The 19,452-nt window shown below is 73.3% G+C and carries 19 protein-coding genes; 8 read left to right on the forward strand and 11 right to left on the reverse strand.

The features are described from left to right. Positions 1 to 182: 182 nt before the first annotated feature. Positions 183 to 2,258 (forward strand): HelD family protein, encoded by a 2,076-nt coding sequence (locus tag ACZ4XX_RS36555; RefSeq protein ID WP_468512135.1) that lies wholly within the window; start codon positions 183 to 185, stop codon positions 2,256 to 2,258. Here ACZ4XX_RS36555 and ACZ4XX_RS36560 read toward each other — a convergent pair. The 3 genes from ACZ4XX_RS36560 to ACZ4XX_RS36570 form a co-directional block, all read right to left on the reverse strand. Further along, positions 2,170 to 3,177 carry a helix-turn-helix transcriptional regulator gene (locus tag ACZ4XX_RS36560; protein ID WP_468512136.1) on the reverse strand — a complete coding sequence of 336 codons (1,008 nt, stop codon included), beginning with the start codon at positions 3,175 to 3,177 and terminating at the stop codon, positions 2,170 to 2,172. The two genes, ACZ4XX_RS36555 and ACZ4XX_RS36560, sit on opposite strands and share 89 nt — an antisense overlap. Continuing rightward, positions 3,174 to 4,574, reverse strand: a complete 1,401-nt coding sequence (locus tag ACZ4XX_RS36565) for an MFS transporter (protein WP_468512164.1) — start codon at positions 4,572 to 4,574, stop codon at positions 3,174 to 3,176. Before ACZ4XX_RS36565 ends, ACZ4XX_RS36560 begins: the two co-directional genes overlap by 4 nt. A 233-nt stretch (positions 4,575 to 4,807) precedes the next feature. Beyond that, positions 4,808 to 5,293, reverse strand: a complete 486-nt coding sequence (locus ACZ4XX_RS36570) for a MarR family winged helix-turn-helix transcriptional regulator (protein WP_468512137.1) — start codon at positions 5,291 to 5,293, stop codon at positions 4,808 to 4,810. Positions 5,294 to 5,387: 94 nt separating this feature from the next. Here ACZ4XX_RS36570 and ACZ4XX_RS36575 point away from each other — a divergent pair, with 94 nt between their 5' ends. Continuing rightward, on the forward strand, positions 5,388 to 5,867 hold the full coding sequence (locus tag ACZ4XX_RS36575; RefSeq protein ID WP_468512138.1) for an HAD domain-containing protein: 480 nt from the start codon (positions 5,388 to 5,390) through the stop codon (positions 5,865 to 5,867). A 241-nt stretch (positions 5,868 to 6,108) separates the two neighbouring features. On the opposite strand, the gene ACZ4XX_RS36580 is transcribed toward ACZ4XX_RS36575, so the two are convergent. The 4 genes from ACZ4XX_RS36580 to ACZ4XX_RS36595 all read right to left on the reverse strand — a co-directional run bounded on the left by ACZ4XX_RS36580 (position 6,109) and on the right by ACZ4XX_RS36595 (position 8,584). Continuing rightward, positions 6,109 to 6,804, reverse strand: a complete 696-nt coding sequence (locus ACZ4XX_RS36580; protein ID WP_468512139.1) for a DUF5710 domain-containing protein — start codon at positions 6,802 to 6,804, stop codon at positions 6,109 to 6,111. Positions 6,805 to 6,898: 94 nt separating this feature from the next. Beyond that, positions 6,899 to 7,315, reverse strand: coding sequence for a VOC family protein (locus tag ACZ4XX_RS36585; protein WP_266967640.1), 417 nt, complete (start codon positions 7,313 to 7,315; stop codon positions 6,899 to 6,901). Between the two features lie 105 nt (positions 7,316 to 7,420). After that, entirely contained in the window at positions 7,421 to 7,816 is a 396-nt protein-coding gene (locus tag ACZ4XX_RS36590) for a helix-turn-helix transcriptional regulator (RefSeq protein WP_468512140.1), read from the reverse strand. Between the two features lie 48 nt (positions 7,817 to 7,864). After that, complete coding sequence (locus ACZ4XX_RS36595) at positions 7,865 to 8,584, reverse strand: TOPRIM nucleotidyl transferase/hydrolase domain-containing protein (protein WP_468512141.1); 720 nt, start codon at positions 8,582 to 8,584, stop codon at positions 7,865 to 7,867. 218 nt (positions 8,585 to 8,802) lie between these two features. On the opposite strand from ACZ4XX_RS36595, the gene ACZ4XX_RS36600 reads away from it, so the two are divergent. The 3 genes from ACZ4XX_RS36600 (at position 8,803) to ACZ4XX_RS36610 (ending at position 10,413) form a co-directional block, all read left to right on the forward strand. Continuing rightward, the gene (locus ACZ4XX_RS36600; protein WP_468512142.1) at positions 8,803 to 9,336 is read left to right on the forward strand and encodes a helix-turn-helix domain-containing protein; all 534 of its coding nucleotides are present in this window, start codon (positions 8,803 to 8,805) and stop codon (positions 9,334 to 9,336) included. Between the two features lie 52 nt (positions 9,337 to 9,388). Next, positions 9,389 to 9,979: a hypothetical protein gene (locus tag ACZ4XX_RS36605; RefSeq protein ID WP_468512143.1), complete on the forward strand. Its 591-nt coding sequence runs from the start codon at positions 9,389 to 9,391 to the stop codon at positions 9,977 to 9,979. Between the two features lie 89 nt (positions 9,980 to 10,068). Next, positions 10,069 to 10,413, forward strand: a complete 345-nt coding sequence (locus ACZ4XX_RS36610; protein WP_030323240.1) for a DUF2516 family protein — start codon at positions 10,069 to 10,071, stop codon at positions 10,411 to 10,413. Positions 10,414 to 10,548: 135 nt separating this feature from the next. Here the strand turns inward: ACZ4XX_RS36610 and ACZ4XX_RS36615 are convergent, their stop codons facing one another. The 3 genes from ACZ4XX_RS36615 to ACZ4XX_RS36625 form a co-directional block, all read right to left on the reverse strand. Continuing rightward, on the reverse strand, positions 10,549 to 11,775 hold the full coding sequence (locus ACZ4XX_RS36615; RefSeq protein ID WP_468512144.1) for a PP2C family protein-serine/threonine phosphatase: 1,227 nt from the start codon (positions 11,773 to 11,775) through the stop codon (positions 10,549 to 10,551). Positions 11,776 to 12,155: 380 nt separating this feature from the next. After that, the gene (locus tag ACZ4XX_RS36620) at positions 12,156 to 13,205 is read right to left on the reverse strand and encodes a C40 family peptidase (protein ID WP_468512145.1); all 1,050 of its coding nucleotides are present in this window, start codon (positions 13,203 to 13,205) and stop codon (positions 12,156 to 12,158) included. Between the two features lie 302 nt (positions 13,206 to 13,507). Then, positions 13,508 to 14,341 (reverse strand): class I SAM-dependent methyltransferase, encoded by an 834-nt coding sequence (locus tag ACZ4XX_RS36625; protein WP_468512146.1) that lies wholly within the window; start codon positions 14,339 to 14,341, stop codon positions 13,508 to 13,510. Positions 14,342 to 14,637: 296 nt separating this feature from the next. Between ACZ4XX_RS36625 and mshA the strand changes: the two genes are divergently transcribed. The 3 genes from mshA (at position 14,638) to ACZ4XX_RS36640 (ending at position 18,320) form a co-directional block, all read left to right on the forward strand. Continuing rightward, positions 14,638 to 16,005 carry a D-inositol-3-phosphate glycosyltransferase gene (mshA, locus tag ACZ4XX_RS36630; RefSeq protein ID WP_468512147.1) on the forward strand — a complete coding sequence of 456 codons (1,368 nt, stop codon included), beginning with the start codon at positions 14,638 to 14,640 and terminating at the stop codon, positions 16,003 to 16,005. Then, positions 15,998 to 16,510 carry a type III secretion system chaperone family protein gene (locus ACZ4XX_RS36635; RefSeq protein WP_468512148.1) on the forward strand — a complete coding sequence of 171 codons (513 nt, stop codon included), beginning with the start codon at positions 15,998 to 16,000 and terminating at the stop codon, positions 16,508 to 16,510. Before mshA ends, ACZ4XX_RS36635 begins: the two co-directional genes overlap by 8 nt. An 85-nt stretch (positions 16,511 to 16,595) precedes the next feature. Beyond that, complete coding sequence (locus tag ACZ4XX_RS36640; protein WP_468512149.1) at positions 16,596 to 18,320, forward strand: glycosyl hydrolase family 28-related protein; 1,725 nt, start codon at positions 16,596 to 16,598, stop codon at positions 18,318 to 18,320. On the opposite strand, the gene ACZ4XX_RS36645 is transcribed toward ACZ4XX_RS36640, so the two are convergent. Further along, a complete protein-coding gene (locus ACZ4XX_RS36645) occupies positions 18,307 to 19,347 on the reverse strand; it encodes an AraC family transcriptional regulator (protein ID WP_468512150.1) in 1,041 nt (346 codons plus the stop codon). The genes ACZ4XX_RS36640 and ACZ4XX_RS36645 overlap by 14 nt on opposite strands. Positions 19,348 to 19,452 lie beyond the last annotated feature (105 nt).

A 19,452-nucleotide genomic window follows, 5' to 3' on the forward strand; every position in this document is an offset into this window, starting at 1 on the left:
AATCCACACCGAACCCGGAAGGCCCTCACCCGTTCAAGAAGCCTCAGCCGAGACCTGCGTCACCTGTCCACAACCTCCCGGGACAGAACAACTAGTCCCTGGTGCGTGTGCCGCCCGTGGGGGCAAGTGCGTAGACAAGTAAAAAATGTAACTCGGTAACGTTTTCCGTTAGGCTTGTCGGAATGACGTCACCGGATCTCGCACCCGACCTCGATCCTGATCTCGCACCCGCACCCGCACCCGACCTTGATTCCGACCTCGACCTCGGCTCGGAGCTCGCTCGCGAACGCTCCCACCACGACGCCTGCCGTGCCGCCCTGACACGGATGACCGAGGACGTCGCCGAACAGGTCGTCACGGGCGAGGACACCGCCGCGTCCGGCGCCGACGCCGAGGCGCTCGGCCGCCATCTGCGCAGTCGCGCCAAGGAGATGCGGGAGCAGCCGCCGGGGCCGCTGTTCTTCGGACGCCTCGACCTCGACGACGGTCAGGTCCACCACATCGGCCGCCGCCGGATCGGCGAGGACCCGGCCGCCCCGCCGCTCGTCGTCGACTGGCGCGCGCCCGTCTCCCGCGCCTACTACCAGGCAGGCGCCCGCGACCCGCAGGGCGTGCTCAGGCGCCGCCGTTTCGGCTGGGCCCCGTACAGCAGGGGCGCTTCGGAGGATCTGACCGCGTTCGAGGACGAACGGCTCACGGCGGGCGGGGAGGTGACGGTCAGCGCGCTGCTCGCGGGGGAGATCGAGCGCCCCCGGGTGGGCCCGATGCGGGACATCGCGGCCACCATCCAGCCCGAGCAGGACGACCTCGTACGCTCCGACCCGGCCGCCTCCCTGTGTGTGCAGGGCGCGCCCGGCACCGGCAAGACCGCCGTGGGCCTGCACCGGGCCGCGTATCTGCTCTACACCCATCCGCAGCGGATCCGGCGTTCCGGTCTGCTCGTCCTGGGCCCGCACCGCGCGTTCCTCTCGTACATCTCCGAGGTGCTGCCCTCGCTCGGCGAGACCGGGGTCCGCCAGGCCACCCTCGACGACGAGATCGCCCGCCACCCGGTCCGCGCCGAGGACGGCGAGGCGGCGGCCCGGGTCAAGCACGACGCCCGGATGGCGGAGGTGCTGCACCGTGCGCTCTACGGCAGGGTCGACCCGGCACCCGCGGAGGACCTCGCGGTGGCGGACGGCTCGTACCACTGGCGGCTGCCGGCCGCGCAGCTCGCCGCGATCGTCGCGGACGTACGGGAGGAGGCGCCGCCCTACGCGACGGGCCGCGAGCGGGTCCGCGCCCGGATCGTGCGGGCCCTTCAGCTCCGGGCCGAGCGCCGGTGGGGGCCCATGGGCGCGGCATGGGCACGACGGATCGAGCGGGCGCGGGCGGTGACGGCGTTCCTCGACGCGTGCTGGCCGAAGGCGACCCCGGAGGAGGTGCTCGCGGGCCTCCTCACGGACCCCGCCGACCCCGCCCTGGCGGCGGCCGAGCGGGCGGCGATCCGCTGGGAACGGCCGCCGCGTTCGTACCGCTCGGCACGCTGGACCGCCGCCGACCTCGTGCTTCTCGACGAGCTCGCGGGCCTGGTCGAGCGGCCCGGGGGCTACGGCCATGTCGTCGTCGACGAGGCCCAGGACCTCTCGCCCATGGAGTGCCGGGCGATCGCCCGCCGCACCGAGTTCGGCTCGCTCACCGTGCTCGGGGACCTCGCCCAGGGAACCACCCCGTGGGCGGCCCGCGACTGGGACGAGCAGCTGGCCCACCTGGGCAGGGCCGGGGCGCCCGTGGTGCCGCTGACCCTCGGCTACCGGGTCCCGGCGGTGATCGTGGACCTCGCCAACCGGCTCCTGCCGTCCCTGGGCGTGGACGTACCGGCGGGCCGTTCCGTCCGGAAGGACGGCGTGGTGACGGCCGTCCGGACCACGGACCGCCTCGATCTGCCCGGCGCGACGGCCGCGGCCGTGCGCGAGGCGCTCGCGGCGGAGGGGTCGGTCGGTGTCATCACGGCCGACGGCATGGTCGGTCCCGTGGCGGAGGCCGTAGGGCGGTGCGGGGCGGGGGAGCGGGTGACCGTGCTGCCCGCGACGGTCGTGAAGGGCCTGGAGTTCGACCATGTCGTCGTGGTCGAACCGGCCGCGATCGTGGCGGCCGAGGCGCGGGGACCGAACCGGCTGTACGTGGCGCTCACGCGGGCGGTGTCACGGCTGACCCTGGTGCACGAGGCGGAGCTTCCGGAGTGCCTGGCGCCGTCGACTTCTCGTAGAGCAGGGTGAGTTCGGCGCCGATGCGGGCGAGGGCCGTACGTGCCTCGGGCGGGTCGAGGAGTTCCACCCGGGCGCCGAGACCGGCCAGTTGGGCGGCGACCACCTCGGGGGAGGGCCCGTCCGCCTCGAACGGCCTCCAGTCGTCCCCGGCGCGTTCCCCGTACCGTATCCGCCCGCCGAGCAGACCCTCCAGGACCGACTCCGTGCCGGGGGCGGCCCGGCCCCGTACCGTCGCGGCGACCATCCGGTCCTCCATGCGGGCGGCGAGCGTCCGCCAGGCGGTGGGGAGGTCGAAGCCTTCGGGGCGCACGGCGGGGGCGCCGGTCTCGGCCACGGAGGTGACGCGGCCGATCCGGAAGGTCCGCAGGCCGTGCTCGGTGCCGGCGACGAGGTAGCGGACCCCGGACTTCGCGGCGATTCCGAGCGGCTGGACGGTGCGCTCGCGCGGTTCGCGGCCGGGGCGGGCGTAGCCGATCCTGACCTCCCTCGCGTCGACCACCGCCCGCTGGAGCGGGGCGAGTCGGGCCTCCTCCGTCTCCACGCCCGCCCAGTCCGTGCCGTCGGAGACGCCCGCGCGGGCCGCCGCCTCCGCGCCGTCCCGGAGGGTCGCGGGGAGGGCCCGTACGAGCTTCCGCAGGGCGGTCCGGGTGCGGGGGTCGGCGGCGGTGTCCGGTCCGGTCAGGAGGAAGAGCGCGCGGATCTCGGGGGCGGTGAGGCCGGTCAGATCGGTACGGGCTCCGCCGACGAGGGGCCAGCCGCCGCCCTGGCCCGCCTGCGAGTACACCGGGATCCCGGAGCTCGCGAGAGCTTCGAGGTCCCGGCGTGCGGTGCGCTCGGACACGTCCAGTTCGGCGGCCAGTTCGGCGGCGGTGACGCGCTGCCGCGTCTGGAGGAAGAGCAGGGCGGCGACGAGTCGGTCGGCTCTCATGCCGCCATTGTCGCGGGAGTGTCGGTGTCCTTCGCCGGGTCGGGCGTCACCGGCTTGTCGGGACGGCGTAGGACGGTGAAGGCGAGCGCCAGGGCGGCGAGCAGGAGACCGGCGCCGACGGCGAACGCCAGGTGGTAGCCGCCGGTCAGGGCCTCGTCGGCGGGCCGGCCGGCCTCGGTGAGCGACCCGGTGCGGGTGGCGGCCAGGGTGGAGAGGACCGCGACGCCGAGGGCCATGCCGATCTGCTGGGTGGTGTTGAACAGGCCGGAGGCGAGGCCCGCGTCCTTCTCCTCGGCGCCCGACATGGCGAGCGAGGTGAGGGCGGGGAGCGCCAGGCCGAAGCCGGCGGCGAGCAGCATCACGGGCAGCAGATCGGTGACGTAGGAGGCGTGGACGGGGACGCGGGCCAGCAGGCCGAGGACGCCGACGAGCAGGAGGAGTCCGGTGAGCAGGACGTTCCGCTCGCCGAAGCGGGCGATGAGGCGGGCCGAGACACCGAGGGAGACGGCGCCGATGACGGCCGCGGCGGGCAGCATCGCGAGACCCGTCTCGGCGGCCCCGTATCCGAGGACCTTCTGCAGGTAGAGCGCGACGAGGATCTGGAAGGAGAAGAGCGCGGCGACCATCAGCATCTGGACGGCGTTGGCGCCGGAGACGCTGCGCGAGCGGAGGATCCGCAGCGGCATGAGCGGGTTCGCGGTCTTCGCCTGGCGGACGAGGAAGCCGGTCAGGAGGACGAGCGCGAGGGCGCCGAGGCCGAGGGTGTGGGCCGAACCGGCTCCGTACTCCTCGATCTTGACGACCGCGTAGATCCCGGCCATGAGGCCGGTCGTGACGAGCACCGCGCCGAGGACGTCGGCCCCCGCCCTGAGCCCGAGGCCCCGGTCGGAGGGGAGGGCGCGGAGGGCCACGAGGAGGGTGGCGAGGCCGATGGGCAGGTTGATGAAGAAGATCCAGTTCCAGGCGAGGGCATCGGTGAGGATGCCGCCGAGGACCTGGCCGAGGGAGGCGCCGGCGGCGCCGGTGAAGCTGAACACGGCGATGGCGCGGGCTCGTTCGCGCGGCACGGTGAAGAGCGTGACGAGGATGCCGAGGCCGACGGCGGAGGACATCGCGCTGCCGACGCCCTGGAGGAAGCGGGCGGCGATGAGGACGCCGGGGGAGGTGGCGACTCCGGCGAGGAGCGAGGCGGCGGTGAAGACCCCGGTGCCCGCGAGGAACATCCGCTTGCGGCCGATCAGGTCGCCGAGGCGGCCGGCGAGGAGGAGCAGCGAGCCGAAGGCGATCAGGTAGGCGTTGACGACCCAGCTGAGGCCGACGGGGGTGAAGCCGAGGTCGCTCTGGATGGCGGGCATCGCGACGGTGACGATGCTGCCGTCGAGGATCGTCATGAGCATGCCGGTGGCGAGGACGCCGAGGGCGAGTCGACGGGAGCGGGCGGGGGAGGGAGCGGAGGAGGGGGAGGAGGCGGAGGCGGAGGCGGAGGAGGTGCGGGGGGTGCGCGTGGGTGTGGGCACGGGGATCACTCCTGTTCGGTGGAACCGACAGGAGTGACATTAACAGAAGGTTTTGTTGCAGACTATTTTTTACGGAACGAGTAGGAGTCGTCCCTCCTCGTTCGGTGTCCGGATCAGCCGCGCTGGCGGGCCCGGCGGGCCGGCCTCGGGCTCTCGATCGGGGTCTCCAGGTGGCCGTTGACCAGCAGGTTCAGGGCCTTCAGCAGGGCGGTGCGCGCATCGTCGGGGAGGGAGGCGAGGGCGCTCTCGTGGACGCCGTCGACGATCTTCTGGCTCTGCTCCGCGACCTTGGCCCCCGCCTCGGTCACGGCGATGATCCGCGCGCGCCGGTCGGTGCTGGACGGCCGGCGCTCGGCGAGCCCCGCCTTCTCCAGGGCGTCGACGGTGACGACCATCGTCGTCTTGTCCATGTCCCCGATCTCCGCGAGCTGTGCCTGGGTGCGCTCCTCCTCCAGGGCGTGGACGAGGACGCAGTGCATCCGGGGGGTGAGCCCGATCGCGTCGAGCGCGGCGGTCATCCGGGTCCGCAGGACGTGACTGGTGTGGTCGAGGAGGTAGGAGAGGTCAGGCTCGGTGCGGGTGGGCGCCATGGCTGTCATGTCCCCAGGGTAACGAGGATCGATCCGTCGCGGATTATCGAGAAGTGGACGAACGGGGGTGCCGGGGCGCCCGCGACCCGGACAGGATGGCCCCATGGTGACCCCCCTCCTCTTCCTGGACGTCGACGGCCCGCTGATCCCTTTCGGGGCGGACGGACGGGAGTACCCGACGTACCCGCCGTCACCGCCGCCGTCCGTGAGCCCGCTCCTCGCACGGCTCGATCCCGCGCAGGGGCCGCGGCTCGCGGCACTCCCGTACACCCTCGTCTGGGCGACGACCTGGGAGGACGACGCGAACGCCTGGGTCGCGCCGCGCCTCGGGCTTCCGGCCCTGCCGCTGGTCCGGTGGCCCGAGGACGGGCCCGATCCCGCGCCGGGGGTGCACTGGAAGACGCCGGGGCTCGTGGCCTGGGCCGACGGGCGGCCGTTCGTGTGGGTCGACGACGAGATCGGCGCGGCCGACCGCGACTGGGTGGCCGCCCACCACCCCGGCCGGGTGCTGCTCCACCGGGTGGACCCCCGGCAGGGGCTCACGGCGGCGGACTTCGGGACGCTCGCCGCGTGGGCGGCGTGACCGGCTCTCCAGCCAACGCTCCAAGCAGCGCTCCGGGGAGCGCGACCCGCTGGGGGGGCGTGCGTTACGAGGTCGGCGACGTGGCCGAACTTCCCCTCTTGGGGCGGAAGTTCGACATCGCGCTCGGTGTGCAGTGTCTCGACTGCGCCGAGGACGTCACGGGGATGGAGCGGATGTGCCGCCGCGTCCACCGGAACCTGGTGCCTGGCGGCGAGTTCTTCGTGCTCGCCCAGCGGCCGGACTACCGGTTCGCCTGCGCGTCCCCGGCCCGGGCGCGGTCGTCGGCGCCGGGCGGCGGCGCCAGGGTGATCCCCGCCCCGGTGAGGATGCCGAGGTCCAGCTCCCAGTCGTACCGGGAGCGGTCCTCCCAGACGGCGAACGCGGCCCGGACGTGGTCCCTGGCCTGCGGCTCGCCCATCCCGGTGACCTTCAGGAGGTGGGCGAACGCCCGGTCCTCGATCCCGCGCACCTGGGCGAGACCGAAGTGGGTGACGGTGTGGCAGTCGGTACAGAGGCAGATGAGCCGCGTGAGGGTCTGGACGAGGGTGGCGTTGTCGTAGGTCCACCGCTCGTGGGCCTCCAGCCACCGCCGGTTCGCACGGTCCTCGCCCGCCCCGCAGGCCTCGCAGCGCTGTCCGGCCCGGCCGGTGATCATCCGGCGGAGCCGTTCCCAGTCGGCCTGGGCCACGCAGGACCGGACGTTGGTGAACCAGCAGGTGCGAGGCACGAGGTCGACGAAGAGGCCGCTGCCGTACGTCCGGTCCTCGCCGGGCAGCAGGTCGGGGACCTCGTTGGCGGCGGCCCAGCGGGCGAGCTCGGGCATCCCCGCCCGGGGCGCGAACCACCGCTTGGCGGCGGGGTCCCAACGGGCCCCGCCACGCTTGGCCGCGTCCTTCTCGGCGTACGGCACATCCAGCCAGACGCGTTCGACCGGCATGCGGACCCCTCCTGTCGGCCTCGGCCTCGGCCCGACGCGGGCGCTCCGGGTCATGGTGGCACGGGCGAGGGGGCCGACAGGAGGGTTCGGGGTACTACGAGGAGCGGGGCTGGGTGAAGCGCAGCATGTTGCCCGCCGGGTCGCGGAAGGCGCAGTCGCGGACGCCGTACGGCTGGTCGACCGGCTCCTGGAGGACCTCGCCGCCGGCCGCCCGGACGTGCTCGAAGGTGGCGTCGACGTCCTCGGTGGAGAAGATCACGCCGCGCAGCATGCCCTTGGCGAGCAGCTCGGCCACGGCCTGCCGGTCGGCGGGGGAGGCGTTGGGGTCGGCGAGCGGCGGTTCGAGGACGATCTCCACGTCCGGCTGCGCGGGGGACCCGACGGTCACCCAGCGCATCCCCTCGAAACCGACGTCGTTCCGCACCTCGAGGCCGAGGGCGTCGCGGTAGAAGGCGAGGGCCTTGTCGTGGTCGTCGACTGCGATGAAGCACTGCGAGAGCTTGACGTTCATGCCTTCGAAGCTACGGCGGACCACTGGATTCCGCTTCTCCGAAACTGATCGACGGGCGGCAGGAGCGCAGTCCCCCCGGGGCCACCGCAGTGCCGCCGCGGCGGCTCAGGCCTTGCGGACCGGCCGCGTACGGACCTTCGCGACGCACGCGGGGATCGCGGCCCCGGCCTCGTGGGGGCGGGCCCGGTAGGCGGACGGTGTCTCGCCGACGAGCTCGGTGAAGCGGGAGCTGAAGGACCCGAGCGAGGTGCACCCGACGGCGAAGCAGACGTCCGTGACGCTCATGTCGCCCCGCCGGAGCAGCGCCTTGGCGCGCTCGACGCGACGGGTCATGAGGTAGCTGTACGGGGTCTCGCCGAAGGCGGCGCGGAAGCTGCGGGCGAAGTGCCCGGTCGACATGAGGGCGACGGAGGCGAGTGCGGGTACGTCGAGCGGCAGCGCGTAGTCGCGATCCATCACGTCCCGCGCCCGGCGCAGCCGTACCAGGTCCTCCAGTGCCACGCCCACCAGCATGGCACGGGCGGCCTTGACGGGCAGGGGGGAGATTCCTCAGCACGTGGACGTGGACGTGGATGTCCGCGTCGGCGTGGGCTTCGGCGTGGGTGCGGACACGTGCGCGAGGAGACGGTCCAGCGGGCGGGGTACGTCGGCGAGTTCGAGGGCGTCGACGAGCGAGCGGGCGTACTGGCTCTTGCGGCCGCTGATGGTGCCCATGAAGCGCCGCAGCTGGCGCTCCACGTCCCGCTCCCGCTGGGCGGGCTGCTTCTGGAAGATGTGGAAGGCGCGCAGGTCGCCCTGGGCGTCGACGACCCCGAGTACCGACTCGGCGCCGAGGGAGCGGATCAGCTCCTCCTCCAGGTCGGCGTCGCACACGTAGAAGCCGAGCGGCTCCATGTCGGCGCGCGCCAGGTCGAGGCCGAGACCTTCGCGTTCGAGCGCGCGCGAGAAGTGGCCCTCCTCGCCGGCGTCGCACAGGCCGGCCAGCGGGACGCCGAGCCCCTGGGGTCCGAGCAGACGAACGAACCTGCCGATGTTGGTCGCCCCTCCGAGCGGAACGACGGCGATGCCCTCGGCGTCGAGGGAGCGGCCGTGTCGGGCCGCGAGCGCGTCGAGCGCGACGCGGTCGCTGACCCCCTCCACGAGCACGGCCGTACGCAGCTCGGTGCCGGCCGCCAGTTCGCGCGCGGCCGCGGCGGCCGCGGCGGCATCCGCGCCATCGGCCGCCCACTCCCTGACCGCCGCACGGAAGCGCCCCGTCGTCGTGTCCATGCGGCCCAGTCTCGCAGCAGCGACCGCGAGGATCACGGGGATTTACGGGAGGGCGATCACGAGGGACCTCGCGCAGGCGAGCGGCTCGGGCGCGGCGCGGGGGTGGACTGCGCCACGTCCCAGCGGACGTGCGCGGGGCTCTTCGGCCGCCGGCGACCGGGGGCGACACTTGCAAGCGGCTGCTTGCAATAGTTAGCAAAGGCTGGCATGGTCGGGGCATGGCATCGCTCAACGTCGGCAATCTCGGTGAGTACCTCCGCGATCAGCGGCGGACCGCTCAGTTGTCCCTGCGGCAGCTCGCCGACGCCGCCGGGGTGTCGAACCCGTACCTGAGTCAGATCGAGCGGGGGCTGCGGAAGCCGAGCGCCGAGGTGTTGCAACAGGTCGCGAAGGCCCTGCGGATCTCCGCCGAGACGCTCTACGTACGGGCCGGGATCCTCGACGAGAAGGAGCGGGAGGAGCTGGAGACGCGTGCCGTCATCCTCGCCGACCCCTCGATCAACGAGCGGCAGAAGCAGGTGCTGCTCCAGATCTACGACTCCTTCCGCAAGGAGAACGCCGCCGAGGCCGCCGCAGCGGCCGCCCAGGCTGCGCAGACCGCCCAGGCGGTCCGCACCGCCGAGGCCGACCCGGCCGGAGCCACCGAAGACGCCGGAACCGCCGGAGTCACCGAGGACGCCGGAACCGCCGAGCCCCCCGCGGGCGCCCGCGCCGCGGCCGCCGAGCGGTCCGCCGACGCGTCCGATGCCTGACCGCCCCTGAGCCAGCGCTCGCTCGTACGTCACCACCGGGAGGACCACCAGCATGGCCATCATCGACGAACTGCGTACCCCTCTCTACTTCGCCGCCGGCACCGCGGACCTCGCCGTGCAGCAGGCCAAGAAGGTTCCCGGCCTGATCGAGCAGATCGCCGCCGAGGCGCCGGCCCGCATCGAGGCCGTACGGAACACCGACCCCAAGGCCGTGCAGGAGAAGGTGACCGCGCAGGCCAAGGAGGCCCAGGCCACCGTGCAGTCGAAGTTCGCCGATGTCGTCGGCGGTCTCGACACGGACCTCAAGAAGCTCGGCGAGACCGCCCAGGACCTCGCCCTTCGCGGCGTCGGTGTCGCCGCCGAGTACGCCGTCAAGGCACGGGAGAAGTACGAGGAGGTCGCCGCCCACGGCGAGGAGGCCGTCAAGGCCTGGCGCGGGGACGTCGCCGAGGAGATCGTCGAGATCGCGGTCGTCGTCGAGCCGGAGGAGACCAAGGCCGAGGAGCCGGTGAAGGCCTCCGCCGAGTCCGGGTCCGAGTCCGTCGCGGCCGGGTCCGCCGAGGCCAAGAAGGCGCCCGCCCGGAAGACCACCGCCCGCAAGGCTCCCGCCAAGAAGGCTGCCGTCGCCGCCGAGAAGGAGTAGCACCGGGCACCAATACGGGTACCTGGTGCGTTGAACCGGGTACCTTGACCGCGAGGCGCTCTTCCCCTCTTCCCTAGGCGGTGCTCAGCATGTTGCGCGCGGGATTCGACTCCCTCCTCTCCCTGGTGATGTTCCTGATCTTCACCGGCTTCGCCGTCGCCGCGCTCGTCTTCGCCGCCATGGCGCGCGAGGACGCCTACCGCGCCGCCGAGAAGCAGACGAAGAAGTTCTGGCTGATCGTCCTGGGCATCAACCTGGCCCTGAACCTGCTCTTCCCGATGCTGTTCCTGCAGATCGCGGGCGTGATCGCCGCCATCGTCTTCATGGTCGACGTCCGCCCCGCGCTCCAGCAGGTGTCGGGCGGCGGAGGCGGCCGGCGGGGCGGCGGCTCCAGCAGCGACGGGCCGTACGGCCCCTACAACGGCGGCCGCTAGCCGTAGGAGCCCGTCGTACGGCGGGCCCGGACGTCTGAGCCGGACGCGCGGCAGGTCCGGACGTCGGAGCCGGGCGTACGGCAGAGGCAGACGTCCGTCAGAGCCGGACGTGAGAAGTGGCAGCAGGGCCCGGGGTCATCCCCGGGTCCTGTCCCTTTCCAGGGCCAGGACCGCGACGTCGTCCGTCAGCTCGCCGCCGTTCAGGGACCGGACCTCCGTCACCGCGGCCTCCAGGAGCTCGTCGCCCCGCAGGCCCGAGGTCAGCTGCCGGTTGATCATGTCGACCATCCCGTCCTGGCCGAGCCGCGGCGAGCCGGGGCCGGCCGAGCGGCCCTCGATGAGTCCGTCCGTGTACATGAGGAGGCTCCACGACCCGCCGAGCTCGACCTGCCGGCGCGGCCAACGGGCGCGCGGCAGCAGTCCGAGAGCCGGGCCGCCGTCCTCGTACGGGAGCAGCCGTGCCGCCCGCCCCTGCCGGGCGATCAGCGGTGACGGGTGCCCCGCCAGGCACAGGCCCGCGCGGCGCCCGTCGGGCGCGATGTCGACGGTGCAGAGGGTCGCGAAGATCTCCTCGCTCTCCCGCTCGTGCTCCAGGACCTGCTGCATCGTGGAGAGCAGCTCGTCACCGCACAGCCCCGCGAAGGTCAGGGCCCGCCAGGCGATCCGCAGCTCGACGCCGAGCGCGGCCTCGTCGGGGCCGTGGCCGCACACGTCGCCGATCATGGCGTGGACGGTTCCGTCGGGCGTACGGACCACGTCGTAGAAGTCGCCGCCGAGCAGGGCGCGCGAGCGGCCGGGACGGTAGCGGGCCGCGAACCGGAGGTCGGAGCCCTCCAGGAGCGGCGTGGGGAGCAGTCCGCGCTCCAGGCGGGCGTTCTCCTGCGCGCGGAGCCGGGACTCGGCGAGCTTCACCTGGACGGCGTCGGCGCGCTTGCGCTCGACCGCGTACCGGATGGCCCGGCTGAGCAGCCGTCCGTCGAGTTCCTCGCGGAAGAGGTGGTCCTGGGCTCCGACGCGTACCGCCTCGGCCGCCAGCTCGGCGTCGGCGGATGCCGCGAGCGCGAGGACGGCGTGGCGCGGGGCGAGCCGCAGGATGTGCCGCAGCGGGGCGAGCGGGTCGTCGCCCGCGGCGGCGCGGGGGCCGGGCAGGGACAGGTCGACGAGGACGCAGTGGACGTCGTCGGTGAGGAGCCGCTCGGCCTCGGTCAGGTTGCGGGCGGTACGGATGCGGACCCGGGTGCCGGCGGCGTCGAGCAGTTCGGGTACGGCAAAGGCACCCGCCGGGTCGTCCTCGACGACCAGGAGAGTGAGATCGGTGCGATCGGTGCCTGTGACTGTGCCTGTCATAGCGGTGGCGTCCATGGCGGTGGCGTCCGTAGTGGCGACGTCGCCGGGTCCCGCAACGGCAGAGACGTTTCTCTGACGCGGTACGGATACGGGCATCGGTCCGGGTTTCCTTCCCTCCCCCCGAGGGTGCGCAGGGCGCCGGGTGGCGTCCCGCCCGTCCCGGACCATAGCGCTAGGGCGGTGCGCAGCGGAATGGCGATCAGCGGGTCGGCGTCCGCGTCTCGATTGGCATATGCCGCGGAAGGGGAGGTACTTGCCTTCGAACGGCCGACGGGGCGCTCCCGAGGCAATGAGAAAGGTCACGCCGGGGCGGGCGCCCGCGGTTCCGCCGCCGCGCGTGGACTCCGTCACGTCGGGCGGGGCGGCGGCCTGTCACGTCCGCGGGCGGCGCTCCGTCACGCAGGGCGGACGACGCCCAGGATCTCCATCGAGCCGGCCCCCGCGAGCGTCACGTCACGGCCGGGGCGCGGCGCGTGCACGATCGTGCCGTTTCCGACGTACATCCCGATGTGGCTCGCGTCCTTGAAGTAGACGATCAGGTCGCCGGGCCGCATGTCCTTGATGTCCACGCGCGGCAGCAGGCGCCACTGCTCCTGCGAGGTCCGCGGAATCGGCCGGCCCGCCGTGCCCCAGGCGAGCTGGGTCAGCCCTGAGCAGTCGAACGAGTCCGGTCCCTCCGCGCCCCACACGTACGGCTTGCCGATCTGCGCGGTCGCGAACTGGATCGCCCTCTTCGCCGCCGGCGTCGTGTCCCCCTTGAGGCCGGCGAGGACACCGGTGCCGAGCCAGGTCGTCTGGGCCTTGGACAGCGCCAGCTCCTCGAGCCGCCGCAGCCGTTCCCGCTCCTCGGCGGCGAGTTCGGACTCCAGCCTCTTCGCGGCGGCGATCTTGCCGTCGATCTCCTTCTTCGCCTGGGCCTGCCGCACGCGGTTGGCCTCCAGCTTGGTCCAGTTCACGCCCGCGTCCTTGGCGTAGACGTCCAACTGGGCCTGGGTGCGGGTCATCTCACCGAGCAGGTCGGTGGTGGCCTTCGCCCCGGCCTTGAGGCGGCCGGCGTTGTCGAGGAAGAGCTGGGGGTCGTTCGTGAGGACGAGCTGCGCGCCGTCGGGGAGCCCGCCGTTGCGGTACTGGGCGCGGGCGGTGGCGCCGGCCTTGGCCTTGAGGGCCTCGATCTTCTCGCGGCCCTCCACGATCATCACGGCGACCCGGACGATCTCGGCGGACTGCTCCTTCGCCTTCTCCTCCGCGAGGTTGTACGCGTCGGTGGCGACGGCGGCCTGCCGGTACAGGGTGTCTATCTCCTGGCGCACCTCCTCCAGGCTCTTCCTCGGAGGAGGCGGCGGGAGCGGCGCGGCGGCGGCCTGCAGGGTCAGCGCGGGCGAGGCCAGCACGGTCAAGGCGCAGATCATGGTGATCGCGGCGGTGGCGTGGCGGCGTCGGTTCACGAGCTCCCCCTCGAGTGACCAAATCTGATTTACCGTCAGTAACTTAGCGGTGACCTTGGCGATAGTGCCATGCGAAACCGTAAAGCAACAGGGGAAACCAGGGCCTGTCGGGCCTGCTCCCCCCACGGGGGACGAGGGATACGCGTGTGGCGTTCCCGACGTACCGGAAATTCAGCGGCAGTTGGGAAAAGAGAGGTCTCGTTCACTCCCGCCCGGGCCGCCGACGCCCCCCCCGCCGACCCCTCGCCCCGCGGCGCCAGCGCCCCCACCGACCCCTCGCCCCCCGATACCCCGGCGACCTCTCACCCCCGCGGCGCCAGCGCCTCCCACCGCACCGTCACCTCGCCCTGGCGCCACCGCCGGGGCCCGTCCGTCAGCGGCCAGTCCGCCGCCAGGTCGCGGGCCGAGCGGATCCACCGCTGCCGAGCGCCGAGCGAGGCGTACGGCGCCGCAGCCGCCCACGCCCGGTCGAAGTCCCGCAGGAACGCGTACACCGGCTCGCCCGGCACGTTGCGGTGGATCAACGCCTTCGGCAGCCGCTCCGCCAGGTCCGACGGCCGGTCGAGCGAGCCGAGCCGGGTCGCGAAGGTCACCGTCCGCGGCCCGCTCCCGTCGAGCGCGACCCAGACGTGCCGGCGCCCGATCTCGTCGCAGGTGCCCTCCACGAGCAGTCCGCCCGGGGCGAGCCGCCCGCGCAGCCGTTCCCAGACGGCCGCGACCTGCTCCTCGTCGTACTGGCGGAGCACGTTCGCCGCCCGGATCAGGGCGACCCGGCCGGGTACGGGCACCTCGAAGCCGCCGTGCACGAAGGAGAGGCCCTCGTGCTCGTACGGCTTCGCCGCCTCGACGCGCGCGAGCTCGATCTCGATGCCGTAGAGACGGGTGCGGGGTTCGGCGGTGCGCAGCCGGGCGAGGAGCTCGACGGCGGTCCAGGGGGCGGCTCCGTAGCCGAGGTCCACGGCGACCGGCGGCTCGGGGGAGCTGCGCAGGCCGGGCCCGTGGACGGCGGCGATCCAGCGGTCCATGCGGCGCAGCCGGTTGGGGTTGGTGGTCCCGCGGGTCGGGGTGCCGACGAGCGAAGCGGACTGGGGGTGCCCCCGGGCGGAGCTCTGGGGGCGGGTGGTGCGCGGGGCCATGCCGAAAGGTTAAAGGGTGGGGGTGGCCCGTGGTGCGCCCCGGTAATGAATTGGCAAAACGGCATCGGCGACGGAAATGAAAGGCTCCGTTCCGGTGTTGTCCCGGCCGGAGGGCGCACCACGTCCTCCCACCGTCATGCCCGTGGTGCCGAGCTGAGCCGACCCGTTCAGCCCGACCCGCTGCCCGACCCCTTCGGGCTCGGCCGACCGGCTCGGCCCGAGCTGTTCAGCCCGACGTGCTCAGCCCCGACGTGTCGGACCCGACACGTTCGCCCCCGAGCGGAAGGACCGCCGACGTGAGCCAGTACGTGTCCCGGTTCACCGGTACCCGGCACCGGCATCCGGCGCCGGCCCGGCTCCGGCTCCCCGGCCGGAACCGCACCCCGCGCCGCGTGGCCATGCTCAGCGTCCACACCTCCCCGCTGCACCAGCCCGGCACGGGCGACGCGGGCGGCATGAACGTCTACATCGTCGAGCTGGCGAAACGACTCGCCGCCATCGACATCGAGGTCGAGATATTCACCCGGGCCACCACCGGCGGCCTCCCCCCGGTCGTCGAGCTCACGCCCGGCGTCCTCGTGCGGCACGTCGACGCCGGCCCGTACGAGGGCCTGGCCAAGGAAGAGCTGCCGGCCCAGCTCTGCGCCTTCACGCACGGCGTGATGCAGGCCTGGGCGGGCCACCGGCCCGGACACTACGACCTGGTCCACTCCCACTACTGGCTCTCCGGCCACGTCGGCTGGCTGGCCGCCCAGCGCTGGGGCGTCCCGCTCGTCCACGCCATGCACACCATGGCGAAGGTCAAGAACGCGGCGCTCGCCGAGGGCGACACCCCCGAGCCCGCGGCCCGGGTGATCGGCGAGACGCAGATCGTCGACGCCGCCGACCGGCTGATCGCGAACACGGCCGAGGAGGCCGACGAGCTCGCCCGCTTCTACGACGCGGACCCCGGCAAGCTCGCGGTCGTCCACCCCGGCGTCAACCTCGACCACTTCCGCCCGGCCGACGGCCGCGCCGCCGCCCGCGCCCGGCTCGGGCTGCCGCAGGACGCCTTCATCCCCGTCTTCGCCGGCCGCATCCAGCCGCTGAAGGCCCCGGACATCCTGCTGCGCGCCGCCGCCGAGCTCCTCGACCGGGACCCCTCGCTGCGCTCGCGCATGGTCGTTCCCGTGGTCGGCGGCCCGAGCGGCAGCGGCCTGGCGAAGCCGGAGGGGCTGCAGAAGCTGGCCGCCCGGCTCGGCATCGCGGACATCGTGCGCTTCCACCCGCCGGTGGGCCAGGACCGGCTCGCCGACTGGTTCCGTGCGGCGAGCGTCCTCGTCATGCCGTCGTACAGCGAGTCCTTCGGGCTGGTCGCGATCGAGGCGCAGGCGGCCGGTACCCCGGTCGTCGCGGCGGCGGTGGGCGGCCTGCCCGTGGCCGTACGGGACGACGTGACCGGCTTCCTCGTCCAGGGCCACGACCCGGTGGACTACGCCCGCGCGCTCGGCCGCTTCGTGGCGGACCCCTCACTCTCGGCGCGGATGGGCGCGGCCGCGGCCGCGCACGCCGGTTCGTTCGGCTGGGACACGGCGGCCTCGGGCACGGCGGATGTGTACACGGCTGCCGTGCACGACCATCGGCTGCGCGAGAACCGCCGTCGCGTACGCTCCCACCATGTCTGATCTTGAGGACGTCCGGCGGACCGTCGAGGACACGTTCAAGGACGCGGAACTGGAGTGGGAGTCCCCTGAACCGGGCTCCTACGTGGTCAAACTCCCCGGCACGCGCAAACTCTTCACCACGCTCTCGCTGCGCGTCGGACGCCACTCGCTCTCCCTCAACGCCTTCGTCATCCGGCACCCGGACGAGAACGAGGCGGGTGTCCACCGCTGGCTCCTGGAGCGCAACCTCAAGCTGTACGGGGTGAGTTACGCGGTCGACGGCCTCGGCGACATCTACCTGGCCGGCAAGCTGCCGCTCTCCGCCGTGACGCCCGAGGAGCTGGACCGGCTCCTCGGTTCGGTCCTGGAGGCGTCGGACGGCGACTTCAACACGCTCCTGGAGCTGGGCTTCGCGTCGGCGATCCGGCGTGAGTACGAGTGGCGGGTCTCGCGCGGCGAGTCGACCAGGAACCTCGACGCGTTCAAGAACCTGACCCGGAAGTCGTCGGAGAAGCCCGCCAACTGACCCCTTCCCGCAAGGGCCTTCTACTGCCATGCTCACGGCCAACGCAGATCTGAACACCATTCATATATGTGAAGGGCTCAGGTTCATGGCACTCAGCAGAAGGCAGTTCGTCGGCGGCGCGGTGGCGGTGGCGGGAGCGGCGGGCGCGACGGGTTTCACCGCCCCCGCCCCCACCCGCTCCACACCTCACCGGCGGGAGTTCGACGCCCCTCACCGGCGGGAGTTCGACGCCCCTTCCCGGCGGGAGTTCGACGCCGCGCTCTGGCGGGAGTACGAGGCCGCCCCCTACACCCACCCCCAGATCCCGTACGTGGGCCGGGCCGGCGCCCTGGGCGGCGCCCGTCGCGCACCCCGCCCCCGCGTCGTCGCCGACGCCCTCACCCACGGGGCCACCCCCGACGGTTCGGCCGACTCGGCGCCCGCGATCAACCGCGCCCTCGCGGAGGCGGGGGAGCGCGGCGGCGGCACGGTCCTCCTCCCGCCGGGCACGTACCGGATCGACGACTACCTGCGGATCGGCCACAGCGGCGTCGTCCTGCGCGGCGCGGGCTCCGGCCGTACGAAACTGCTCGCCACCCGGCACCTCACCGAACTGATCGGCCCGTACGGCTCCCGCTACGGCGGCGACAAGTCCTCCTGGTCCTGGGCCGGCGGCCTGATCTGGCTCTCCCCGCAGGCCCGGCACGCCTCCCTCGTCTCCGCGATACGGGACCGGGCCTGGCCCTTCGAGGGCTGGACCGGCAACAGGCGCGACGAGTGGAGCACCCTGACGACCGTCCGCCCGGGCCGCCGGGGCGACCGCACGGTCACGGTCGACGACCCCTCGGCCCTCCAGCGCGGCCGACTCGTCGTCCTCCGCCTCGCCGACGACGCCGGCCACACGCTCCTGAAGCACATGGCGGGCGACGGCGCGGGCCCGGAGGCGTACGTCTGGGACGACAAGACCAAGCTGACCAGCTACGTCCCCTACGAGTGGCCCGTGCGGATCACCGGCGTACGCGGCCGGACGGTCACCCTGGAGCGCCCGCTGCCGCTCGACACGCGCCCGGAGTGGGATCCCCGGCTCGTCTCGGGGGCGGAGGCGCTCACCCACTCCGGTGTGGTGGGCCTGACCCTGGAGGCGGTCGAGACCCCGCAGTCCCCGCACCTCCTGGACAAGGGCTACAACGGCGTCACCTTCCAGTGCGCGTACGACTGCTGGGCGGAGGACGTGGTGGTCCGGCACGTCGACAACGGCTTCGGGCTCGTCGCCGCCTCCGCCTGCACCCTGCGCCGTACGCGGGTGGAGGGCCGCGGCTCCCACCACCCGTACTTCTGCCGGGAGGGCGCGCACGACAACCTGGTCGAGGACTTCCGCATCGCGGCCCGTACGGTCCCCGCGCCCGCCGGAACCCAGCTCCACGGCATCAACGTCGAGGGCCTGTCCAGCCACAACGTCTGGTCGCGCGGGGTGATGGAGACGGGCACCTTCGACACCCACCGGGGCATGCCCTTCGCGAACGTGCGGACCGGGATCACCGTCGAGAACAACGGCCGGCACGGCGGCGACGCCTCCGCCGGACCCCTCTACGGAGCCCGGTTCGCCCACTGGAACGTGACGGTGACCAACGGCCGCGCCGGCCTGGTGAAGATCGACACCGTCGCCCCGTACAGCGCGACGGTCGGCATCAGCGAGGTCCGCGAGTTCGACCAGATCGACGTCCCGGACTTCACGGGAGAGCTCCACGCGCGCGTGGAGGCCTACGGCAGCCCGGGTTCGGTCCGCCCGGCGAACCTGTACGAGGCGCAGCGCGCCCTCAGCCGGCGGTAGCCGCGGCCAGACCCGCCCGGTACTGCCCCGGGGTCGTGCCGAACTCCCGGCGGAAGGCGTGCGACAGGGCGTACGGCGTGCTGTAGCCGACCCGTCGGGCGACGGAGGCCAACGGGTCCGGCGTGTCCCGGAGCAGGGCGGCGGCCCGGGTGAGCCGCCACCAGGTGAGGTACGCCATCGGAGGCCGGCCGACGAGGGCGGTGAAACGACGGGCCAGGGTGGGCCGGGACACCCCGGCCTCCGCAGCGAGCAGCTCGTTGGTCCAGGGGGCGGCCGGGTCCGTGTGCAGGGCCCGCAGGGCGGCGGCGGTCACCGGATCGCCGAGGGCGGCAGGCCAGGTCCCGGCCGCGCCGCCCCGGCTTCCCGGGACGGCGTTCTCGGCCGTCCAGGACCGGATCATGTAGACGAGGAGCAGGTCGAGCAGGCTCGGCAGGGCGACCGTGGAGCCGGGAAGCCGCTCGCCCACCTCGTGGCCGAGCAGGGCGATGGCGGCGCGAAGGCCGGGATCGGTACCGCCGCCGGTACCGCCGGTGCCGTCGCTGCTGCCGCCGCTGCGACTGGCGTGGTCGGAGCGGTCGGCGCTGCCGGCCCGGTTCGGCAGATGGAGGAGCGGGGGGAGCTCCGCGAGGAGCGGGTGGACATGGCTGCGGTCGAGCCGGTACTTCCCGCACAGCATCTCCACCGCGGCGCCGTCATCGGCCGCGGAGGGCTCCCGCCTCCCCGCCCGCGAACCGGCCCCGTCCAGCCACCGCTCGAAGGGCACGGCGCGGGTGAGCCGCGCCGCGTCGGCGGGCCCGTCGGCGATCACGTGCCCGGTCCCGTGCGGCAGCAGGACGGCGTCGCCCGGGCCGAGCTCGACCGGTTCGCCGCCGTCGGGCAGCAGCCAGCAGTGCCCCTCGAGAACGACATGGAAGCCCGCGCCGTCGTACGGGGCGAGGCGGGTGCACCAGCTCCCGGTGACCCGCATCCGCTGGGAGGAGGGCCGCCCGATCCGTACGGCCGAGATCGCGTCGCTCACCACGTCCATCGCGCCAGCGTAGCCCTGCCCGACCGCCCGACGGTCTCCGCGGTGAGACGTACGCGTATCCGGTGGAGCCGTACGGGCATTGAGAGGCTCAACGGCGCTCCCTAA

The sequence above is a fragment of the Streptomyces sp. NPDC029956 genome, from assembly GCF_055574655.1.

What these genes read in the sequence shown, in the direction of transcription:
- ACZ4XX_RS36585 (WP_266967640.1), bottom strand. Translation starts at nt 7,315, where the DNA reads ATGAACGTCAAGCTCTCGCAGTGCTTCATCGCAGTCGACGACCACGAC.
- ACZ4XX_RS36610 (WP_030323240.1), top strand. Translation starts at nt 10,069, where the DNA reads ATGTTGCGCGCGGGATTCGACTCCCTCCTCTCCCTGGTGATGTTCCTG.
- ACZ4XX_RS36575 (WP_468512138.1), top strand. Translation starts at nt 5,388, where the DNA reads ATGGTGACCCCCCTCCTCTTCCTGGACGTCGACGGCCCGCTGATCCCT.
- ACZ4XX_RS36625 (WP_468512146.1), bottom strand. Translation starts at nt 14,341, where the DNA reads ATGGCCCCGCGCACCACCCGCCCCCAGAGCTCCGCCCGGGGGCACCCC.
- ACZ4XX_RS36605 (WP_468512143.1), top strand. Translation starts at nt 9,389, where the DNA reads ATGGCCATCATCGACGAACTGCGTACCCCTCTCTACTTCGCCGCCGGC.
- ACZ4XX_RS36580 (WP_468512139.1), bottom strand. Translation starts at nt 6,804, where the DNA reads ATGCCGGTCGAACGCGTCTGGCTGGATGTGCCGTACGCCGAGAAGGAC.
- ACZ4XX_RS36615 (WP_468512144.1), bottom strand. Translation starts at nt 11,775, where the DNA reads ATGGACGCCACCGCTATGACAGGCACAGTCACAGGCACCGATCGCACC.
- ACZ4XX_RS36600 (WP_468512142.1), top strand. Translation starts at nt 8,803, where the DNA reads ATGGCATCGCTCAACGTCGGCAATCTCGGTGAGTACCTCCGCGATCAG.
- ACZ4XX_RS36555 (WP_468512135.1), top strand. Translation starts at nt 183, where the DNA reads ATGACGTCACCGGATCTCGCACCCGACCTCGATCCTGATCTCGCACCC.
- ACZ4XX_RS36570 (WP_468512137.1), bottom strand. Translation starts at nt 5,293, where the DNA reads ATGACAGCCATGGCGCCCACCCGCACCGAGCCTGACCTCTCCTACCTC.
- ACZ4XX_RS36565 (WP_468512164.1), bottom strand. Translation starts at nt 4,574, where the DNA reads ATGCTCATGACGATCCTCGACGGCAGCATCGTCACCGTCGCGATGCCC.
- ACZ4XX_RS36560 (WP_468512136.1), bottom strand. Translation starts at nt 3,177, where the DNA reads ATGAGAGCCGACCGACTCGTCGCCGCCCTGCTCTTCCTCCAGACGCGG.
- ACZ4XX_RS36640 (WP_468512149.1), top strand. Translation starts at nt 16,596, where the DNA reads ATGGCACTCAGCAGAAGGCAGTTCGTCGGCGGCGCGGTGGCGGTGGCG.
- ACZ4XX_RS36635 (WP_468512148.1), top strand. Translation starts at nt 15,998, where the DNA reads ATGTCTGATCTTGAGGACGTCCGGCGGACCGTCGAGGACACGTTCAAG.
- ACZ4XX_RS36645 (WP_468512150.1), bottom strand. Translation starts at nt 19,347, where the DNA reads ATGGACGTGGTGAGCGACGCGATCTCGGCCGTACGGATCGGGCGGCCC.
- ACZ4XX_RS36595 (WP_468512141.1), bottom strand. Translation starts at nt 8,584, where the DNA reads ATGGACACGACGACGGGGCGCTTCCGTGCGGCGGTCAGGGAGTGGGCG.